Source organism: Bacillus sp. LR_5, from assembly GCF_042709275.1.
On record NZ_JAVAXX010000283.1, the window covers coordinates 1 to 7,981 of the forward strand.

The following is a 7,981-nucleotide window of genomic DNA, read 5'->3' on the forward strand; positions in this document are numbered from 1 at the left end:
TTGCAGGTTGCTCAAATAGAGCAACTTTTTTTGTTTTCAAAAAACATAAACGATATAATAGTGAAATAACGAAAAAATATGTTGTTTTTTATTGGGAGGTAAGCGAATTTGATGTCGAATCAGACTGTATACCAGTTCATTGCCGAAAATCAAAATGAACTGCTCCAACTGTGGACTGACACACTAAAAGAATTAAGCGAGCAAGAATCCTATCAGCTGACTGACCAAGTGTATGAAAATATATCTAAAGAATATATCGACATTCTGCTGCTGTCTGTTAAGGACGAAAACGCTGCTGAAAGCCAAATCAGCGAACTGGCGCTTCGAGCGGTCCAAATCGGACTGTCTATGAAGTTTTTGGCTACTGCACTTGCTGAATTCTGGAAGCGTCTCTACACGAAAATGAATGATAAGAGATTGCCAGATCAAGAGAGCACGGAATTAATCTGGCAGATTGATCGCTTTTTCAGCCCGATTAACACAGAAATTTTTAATCAATACTCAATCTCATGGGAAAAAACAGTATCCCTGCAAAAAATCGCGCTGCAAGAGCTGTCTGCGCCGCTTATCCCGGTGTTTGAAAATATCACTGTGATGCCTCTTGTCGGAACAATTGATACCGAACGCGCGAAACGAATTATGGAAAACCTTCTTAATGGCGTCGTCAAACACCGTTCCCAAGTCGTGCTGATTGACATTACAGGTGTCCCTGTCGTCGATACGATGGTTGCCCATCATATTATTCAGGCATCAGAAGCTGTAAGGCTTGTCGGAGCAAAATGCCTGCTGGCCGGAATCCGTCCGGAAATTGCTCAAACAATCGTCAACCTGGGGATTGATTTATCCCAAGTTATAACTAAGAATACCCTGCAAAAAGGAATTCAAACAGCATTGGAAATGACGGATCGAAAAATCGTTTCATTGGGGGAATAACATTTTGAGACATCCGAAAATCCCGATCTTGAAACTGTATAATTGCTTATTAGTGTCCATTCAGTGGGAACTTGATGACCAAACAGCATTAACCTTTCAAGAAGACTTATTAAATAAAATATACGAAACAGGTGCTAACGGAGTCGTCATTGACCTGACATCTGTGGATATGATTGATTCATTTATCGCGAAAGTGCTGGGCGACGTCATTACAATGTCTAAGTTAATGGGGGCAAAAGTTGTCTTGACCGGCATTCAGCCCGCTGTGGCAGTGACGCTGATTGAACTTGGAATCGCACTTGAGGAAATCGAAACTGCGCTCGACTTAGAGCAGGGGCTTGAGACATTGAAGCGGGAATTGGGGGAATAGCGAATGAACGACCAATCCTGTGTAAGAATCATGACAGAATGGGATATTGTGGCCGCCAGACAGCTGGGACGAAACGTTGCGAAAGAACTGGGTTTCGGCACGGTAGACCAGGCTAGAATTACAACGGCTATTTCAGAATTAGCCAGGAATATTTATTTATATGCCGGCAAAGGGCAGATTGGAATTGAACAGGTCGCAGACAGAGGAAAAAAAGGCCTGAAAATTATAGCGGAAGACCAAGGGCCGGGAATTCCTGATATCCGAAAAGTCATGGAAGACGGGTTTTCAACGTCTGGAGGACTTGGTGCGGGACTTCCCGGGGTCAAAAGGCTGATGGATGAATTCAGCTTAAATTCCGTAGCGGGGGAAGGAACAGAGATACAAGCCATCAAATGGCTTCGGTAGGAGGTAAGAACGTGGATTTTAGGGAGGTTATTGAGCAGCGGTATCATCAGCTGCTTAGTCGATATATAGCCGAATTAACAGAAACATCTTTATATCAAGCCCAAAAATTCAGCCGAAAAACAATCGAGCACCAAATTCCTCCGGAAGAAATCATCAGCATTCACAGAAAAGTGCTGAAGGAGCTGTATCCAAGTCTCCCGGAAGATGTGTTTCATTCGCTGGATTTTTTAATAGAAGTCATGATTGGTTATGGAATGGCTTATCAGGAGCATCAAACCCTTAGAGGGATACAGCAGGAAATCAAATCAGAAATTGAAATCGCGGCAAATGTCCAGCAGACGCTGCTCGGAACTAAAGTTCCTCAGGAAGAAGCGCTGGATATCGGCGCCATCAGTGTTCCTGCTAAACAGATGAGCGGTGATTACTACCACTTTGTCAAAGACAAGGAATCCATCAATATCGCAATCGCGGACGTGATCGGAAAAGGCATTCCAGCGGCTTTATGCATGTCCATGATTAAATACGCGATGGACTCTTTGCCGGAAACGGGCATACACCCTTCTCAAGTGCTGAAAAATTTGAATCGTGTTGTTGAACAAAACGTTGATGCCAGTATGTTTATTACGATGTTTTATGCGAATTACAATATGGACAAGCATCAATTTACATATGCTTCAGCGGGACATGAACCGGGATTCTATTATTCTCAAAAAGACAACACGTTTTACGATTTAGAGGCCAAAGGACTCGTTCTCGGCATCTCGCAGGACTATGACTACAAACAATTCGATCAGCATCTGGAAAAGGGCGATATGATTGTTTTATTTTCTGACGGCGTCACAGAATGCAGAACGGAAAACGGTTTCTTGGAGCGTCCTGATCTGCAGAAGCTCATTGAGGAACATATGTGTTCCTCCGCGCAGGAAATGGTCAAAAACATTTATGACAGCCTCCTCAAATTGCAGGATTTTCAGCTTCACGATGATTTTACGTTAATTGTTTTGCGGAGAAAGGTTTAACGTCTGTCAGACCAGGGTATAAAGCAACTAGTGATTTGAAGGAAAATTTGAGGTGATACGAATGAATATAAATGTTGATGTGAAGCAAAACGAGAATGATATACAAGTAAACATTGCAGGAGAAATTGATGTATACTCAGCCCCGGTGCTTAGAGAGAAGCTCGTTCCTCTGGCAGAACAAGGAGCTGACTTAAGAATTTGCCTGAAAGATGTCAGCTACATGGACAGTACCGGATTGGGCGTTTTTGTAGGGACCTTTAAAATGGTGAAAAAACAAGGCGGTTCGCTGAAACTTGAAAATCTTTCTGAACGGCTGATCCGACTGTTTGACATTACAGGCTTGAAGGACATCATTGATATTTCTGCAAAGTCAGAAGGTGGAGTGCAATGAAGAATAACGCTGATTACATCGAAATGAAAGTGCCGGCCCAACCTGAATATGTGGGAATTATAAGACTGACACTGTCAGGGGTCGCAAGCAGAATGGGCTATACGTACGATGAAATTGAAGATTTGAAAATCGCAGTCAGCGAGGCGTGCACAAATGCGGTCCAGCACGCTTATAAAGAAGATAAAAATGGGGAAGTGTCAATACGATTCGGTGTGTTTGAAGACCGTTTAGAGGTTATTGTGGCGGATGAAGGAGACAGCTTTGACTTTGATCAAAAGCAGCAGGATCTAGGGCCGTACACACCTTCGCACACAGTTGATCAATTATCAGAAGGAGGGCTCGGTCTATATTTAATGGAAACGCTCATGGATGAAGTCAGAGTGCAAAACCACTCCGGCGTCACCGTAGCGATGACAAAGTATTTAAATGGGGAGCGAGTTGATCATGACACAACCATCAAAAACTACGAAACTAACTAAAGATGAAGTCGATCGGCTCATAAGCGATTACCAAACAAAGCAAGATGAACAGGCGCAGGAAACGCTTGTGCGGGTGTATACAAATCTGGTTGACATGCTTGCGAAAAAATATTCAAAAGGCAAAAGCTTCCACGAGGATCTCCGCCAGGTCGGCATGATCGGGCTGCTAGGCGCGATTAAGCGATACGATCCTGTTGTCGGCAAATCATTTGAAGCTTTTGCAATTCCGACAATCATCGGTGAAATTAAACGTTTCCTCAGAGATAAAACATGGAGCGTTCATGTGCCGAGACGAATTAAAGAACTGGGTCCAAGAATCAAAATGGCGGTTGATCAGCTGACCACTGAAACACAAAGATCGCCGAAAGTGGAAGAGATTGCCGAATTCCTCGATGTTTCTGAAGAAGAGGTTCTTGAAACGATGGAAATGGGCAAAAGCTACCAAGCCTTATCCGTTGACCACAGCATTGAAGCGGATTCGGACGGAAGCACCGTCACGATTCTTGATATCGTCGGATCACAGGAGGACGGATATGAGCGGGTCAACCAGCAATTGATGCTGCAAAGCGTGCTTCATGTCCTTTCAGACCGTGAAAAACAAATCATAGACCTTACGTATATTCAAAACAAAAGCCAAAAAGAAACTGGGGACATTCTCGGTATATCTCAAATGCACGTCTCGCGCTTGCAACGCAAAGCTGTGAAGAAGCTCAGAGAGGCCTTGATTGAAGATCCCTCGATGGAGTTAATGTAATGATCCAGGTTGAAGAAAACGAGCATATTCAAACTCTAGTATATCAACTGAATAAAGAAGGGAAATCGATTTGCGGTGACAGCTTTTTTATGAAAGCTGATGATAAGGAGTTAATTTGCGCGGTTGCTGACGGACTGGGAAGTGGATCACTTGCTAACGAATCTTCTGCAGCCATCAAAGACTTAGTGGAAAACTATGCGAGTGAAGACGTAGAAAGCATTATCGAACGCTGTAATCAGGCGATGAAAAACAAAAGAGGCGCTACAGCATCTATCCTGAAAATCAATTTTGAGCAAAGGCAGTTTACGTACTGCTCTGTCGGAAATGTACGGTTTATTCTGCATTCCCCGTCTGGTGAAAGCTTTTATCCTCTGCCGATTTCGGGCTATTTATCAGGCAAGCCGCAAAAATACAAAACGCACACCGCCACCTATGAAAAGGGTTCAAAGTTCATTATACATACAGATGGACTCAACGTACCTGATATCCGCTCCCATTTGAAAAAAGGCCAATCGGTAGAAGAAATATCGAATTCGCTGAAAATGTATACGACATCGAGAAAAGATGACCTGACCTATATTCTCGGACAGCTGTCCTAGAGAATAAGAACAAGAAGAAGCCGGAATGCCGGCTTCTTTTTTTATGTGTTTTTTTCGGTTTTTGATACACTAGAGAAAGAACGACAAAATTGGAGGCTTTGGTTACATGGAAACGTCAGCCCTTTTAAAACAGCAAATTGCGAAAGAAATAGGTTTATCACAAAAACACGTTGAAAGTGTCATCCACCTGCTTGAGGACGGCAATACAGTCCCGTTTATTGCCCGGTATCGAAAAGAGCAGACGGGTTCAATGGATGAGGTTCAGATTCAGACGATTTCTGAACGCTGGCAATACATACAAAACCTGAATCAGCGAAAAGAAGAAGTCATCAGGCTGATCGCAGAGCAGGATAAACTGACAGATGATCTAAAACGTAAAATCGAGCAATCGGTGAAGCTTCAGGAAGTGGAAGACCTTTACCGCCCTTATAAACAAAAACGCAAAACAAAGGCGACAGTCGCCAAAAGCAAAGGCCTTGAGCCGCTTGCCGACTATATCCTGACACTTCCCCAAGATGATCGTCTGGCAGCAACTGCAGACCAATACATCAGCGAAGAAAAAGAAGTGTTCACGCGAGAAGAAGCGATTGAAGGCGCCAAGCACATTATTGCGGAACAAATTTCAGACGAGCCGACCTTCAGAAAGTGGATTCGCCAGGAAACCTTCAAAAGAGGAACCATTAAGTCTGCAGCAGGAAAGTCGGCAGACACCGATGAGAAAAATGTGTATGAAATGTATTACGAGTATGAAGAGCCAATTGCAAAAGTCGTTCCGCATAGGGTGCTGGCAATGAACCGCGGCGAAAAAGAAGACATTTTAAAGGTAGCGATCGAACCGCCTGCGGATCACATTAAGGCGTATTTAGAAAAACAAATCATCAAAAATCGCTCAACATCCGTAAGAGAGATTTTGCAGGAGACAATTGAAGACAGTTATAAAAGGCTGATCCAGCCGGCAATCGAGCGTGAAATCAGGAAAGAGCTCTCAGAAAAAGCTGATGAACAGGCGATTCATATTTTCTCAGAGAACTTGAGAAAGCTTCTTTTGCAGCCGCCGATGAAAGGCAAAACCGTTCTCGGTGTTGACCCAGCCTTTCGAACTGGCTGTAAGCTCGCTGTGTCAGATGAGACCGGAAAAGTCTTGAAAATTGATGTGATCTATCCGCATGCGCCAGTCAACAAAACAAAAGAAGCCCATGAAAAAGTGAAAAAGATTCTTGAGCAGTATCAAGTCGAGATGGTGGCGATCGGAAACGGCACAGCATCCAGAGAAACAGAGCAATTCATCGTCAATGTACTCAGAGACATGCCGCGCAAAATTTATTATGTGATCGTCAATGAAGCGGGAGCAAGCGTCTATTCGGCTTCAGAGCTTGCCAGAGAAGAATTCCCTGACCTTAAGGTTGAAGAGCGCAGTGCCGTATCTATTGCTCGGAGACTTCAAGACCCGCTCGCGGAGCTCGTTAAGATCGATCCGAAGTCTGTTGGTGTCGGACAGTATCAGCATGACGTCAGCCAAAAACGCTTAAATGAATCTCTGCGGTTTGTCGTCGAAACTGTCGTAAACCAGGTTGGAGTAAACGTCAACACAGCCTCCGCCGCGCTGCTTCAATATGTAGCGGGATTATCAAAGTCTGTCGCAGGCAACATTGTCAAAAAACGTGAGGAAATCGGGAAGTTTTCGAATCGAAAGGAATTGAAGGACATCCCGAGACTTGGTGCGAAAACCTATGAGCAGTGTATCGGTTTCTTAAGAGTGCAGGAAGGGACAGAGCCTTTGGACAGAACAGGCATCCACCCGGAAAGCTACAAAGAAACAAAAGCACTATTGAAAAAGCTCGGCCTTTCAACAGAACAAATCGGCACGGCGGAATTGAAGGACAAAATCAATCAGCTGGCGCTTTCTGAAACGGCAAAAGAGCTGGGAATCGGAGAAATCACCCTGAAAGATATTTGCGAACAGCTGACAAGGCCGGAACGCGATCCACGCGATGAGGTGCTTAAGCCTTTGCTGAAAACAGACATCCTTCAGCTGGAAGATTTGAAAGAGGGAATGGAACTGCAGGGCACCGTGCGCAATGTAGTGGACTTCGGAGCGTTTGTTGATATCGGAGTCAAACAAGACGGGCTTGTGCATATCTCAAAATTGAGCAATCAATTCGTCAAGCATCCTCTTGATGTCGTATCTGTCGGCGATATCGTGACAGTTTGGGTTGACGGTGTAGATGTACAAAAAGGCAGAGTATCGCTGTCTATGGTAAAATAAAAGCACTGCTTACGAGCAGTGTTTTTTCCTATAGAAATACCAGCATTGATTCAGCAGTTTAATTTGGTAATTATCTTTTTCAAGGAACGCTTTTTGCATCTGCTTTTTAAGCCAATTTGGCATAGGCTCATTCCTCCTCAGCTTTTATCATAAGAGGGACGGTGATTACCATATTGTATGCGAACGGTGAATTGTCCCGTTCAATGTTTTTTAAGTGAGGTGCACCATGGATAACAAAGAGCTTCAAAAGCTGACAGAGGACATTTCTGAAACATATTTTAAAAAGCCGTTCCGCCATCAGGCGCTTTTTAATGACAGGCTTAAAACCACTGGCGGAAGGTACCTGTTAACCTCCCATAACATTGAATTGAACAGAAAATATCTGATTGAACACGGCAGGGAGGAGCTGATCGGCATCATCAAGCATGAGCTCTGCCATTATCATCTCCACCTTGAAGGAAAAGGGTACAAGCACAGAGACAGAGATTTTAGAATGCTTTTGCAGCAAGTCAACGCGCCGAGGTTCTGTACACCCCTTAAGAAAAAAGCGGAAAACAAAAAAACTTATATGTATATCTGTACGACCTGCGGCCAACAGTATATAAAGAAGCGCGCCATGAACCCTGACAGATACAGGTGCGGAAAATGCCGCGGGAAAATAAAAAGAATTTTTTCGTGAAAAAGGTTGACGAATATGGCAAGCATATGTTACATTATAAAAGTCGTTACGAGAGATAAATAAAAACATTTACCTCTTGACACTGT

General features: G+C 43.8%; 11 protein-coding genes. 10 read left to right on the forward strand and 1 reads right to left on the reverse strand.

The genetic code is table 11. The annotated features are described in order from the left end of the window. Positions 1-108 precede the first annotated feature (108 nt). The 9 genes from rsbRA (at position 109) to RAC86_RS31855 (ending at position 7,216) form a co-directional block, all read left to right on the forward strand. Entirely contained in the window at positions 109-933 is an 825-nt protein-coding gene (rsbRA, locus tag RAC86_RS31815) for an RsbT co-antagonist protein RsbRA (RefSeq protein ID WP_009966610.1), read from the forward strand. A gap of 4 nt (positions 934-937) precedes the next feature. Beyond that, positions 938-1,303 carry an RsbT antagonist protein RsbS gene (gene rsbS, locus RAC86_RS31820; RefSeq protein ID WP_003225190.1) on the forward strand — a complete coding sequence of 122 codons (366 nt, stop codon included), beginning with the start codon at positions 938-940 and terminating at the stop codon, positions 1,301-1,303. A gap of 3 nt (positions 1,304-1,306) precedes the next feature. Continuing rightward, entirely contained in the window at positions 1,307-1,708 is a 402-nt protein-coding gene (gene rsbT / locus RAC86_RS31825) for a serine/threonine-protein kinase RsbT (RefSeq protein WP_003246640.1), read from the forward strand. Positions 1,709-1,719: 11 nt separating this feature from the next. Continuing rightward, a complete protein-coding gene (gene rsbU / locus RAC86_RS31830; protein WP_003234295.1) occupies positions 1,720-2,727 on the forward strand; it encodes a phosphoserine phosphatase RsbU in 1,008 nt (335 codons plus the stop codon). A gap of 61 nt (positions 2,728-2,788) precedes the next feature. Next, the gene (gene rsbV, locus RAC86_RS31835; RefSeq protein ID WP_003234298.1) at positions 2,789-3,118 is read left to right on the forward strand and encodes an anti-sigma factor antagonist RsbV; all 330 of its coding nucleotides are present in this window, start codon (positions 2,789-2,791) and stop codon (positions 3,116-3,118) included. Next, positions 3,115-3,597 carry an anti-sigma B factor RsbW gene (gene rsbW / locus RAC86_RS31840; protein WP_003234299.1) on the forward strand — a complete coding sequence of 161 codons (483 nt, stop codon included), beginning with the start codon at positions 3,115-3,117 and terminating at the stop codon, positions 3,595-3,597. The genes rsbV and rsbW overlap by 4 nt, the downstream gene beginning before the upstream one ends. Continuing rightward, positions 3,563-4,351: an RNA polymerase sigma factor SigB gene (sigB, locus tag RAC86_RS31845; protein WP_003246715.1), complete on the forward strand. Its 789-nt coding sequence runs from the start codon at positions 3,563-3,565 to the stop codon at positions 4,349-4,351. The genes rsbW and sigB overlap by 35 nt, the downstream gene beginning before the upstream one ends. After that, on the forward strand, positions 4,351-4,950 hold the full coding sequence (gene rsbX / locus RAC86_RS31850; RefSeq protein ID WP_003246608.1) for a phosphoserine phosphatase RsbX: 600 nt from the start codon (positions 4,351-4,353) through the stop codon (positions 4,948-4,950). The genes sigB and rsbX overlap by 1 nt, the downstream gene beginning before the upstream one ends. 106 nt (positions 4,951-5,056) lie before the next feature. Continuing rightward, positions 5,057-7,216: a Tex family protein gene (locus tag RAC86_RS31855; protein WP_377886438.1), complete on the forward strand. Its 2,160-nt coding sequence runs from the start codon at positions 5,057-5,059 to the stop codon at positions 7,214-7,216. Between the two features lie 9 nt (positions 7,217-7,225). On the opposite strand, the gene cmpA is transcribed toward RAC86_RS31855, so the two are convergent. Beyond that, entirely contained in the window at positions 7,226-7,339 is a 114-nt protein-coding gene (gene cmpA / locus RAC86_RS31860) for a cortex morphogenetic protein CmpA (RefSeq protein ID WP_003225207.1), read from the reverse strand. Positions 7,340-7,442: 103 nt separating this feature from the next. Between cmpA and RAC86_RS31865 the strand changes: the two genes are divergently transcribed. Next, complete coding sequence (locus RAC86_RS31865) at positions 7,443-7,895, forward strand: SprT family protein (RefSeq protein ID WP_003246525.1); 453 nt, start codon at positions 7,443-7,445, stop codon at positions 7,893-7,895. The last annotated feature ends 86 nt before the right edge of the window (positions 7,896-7,981 follow it).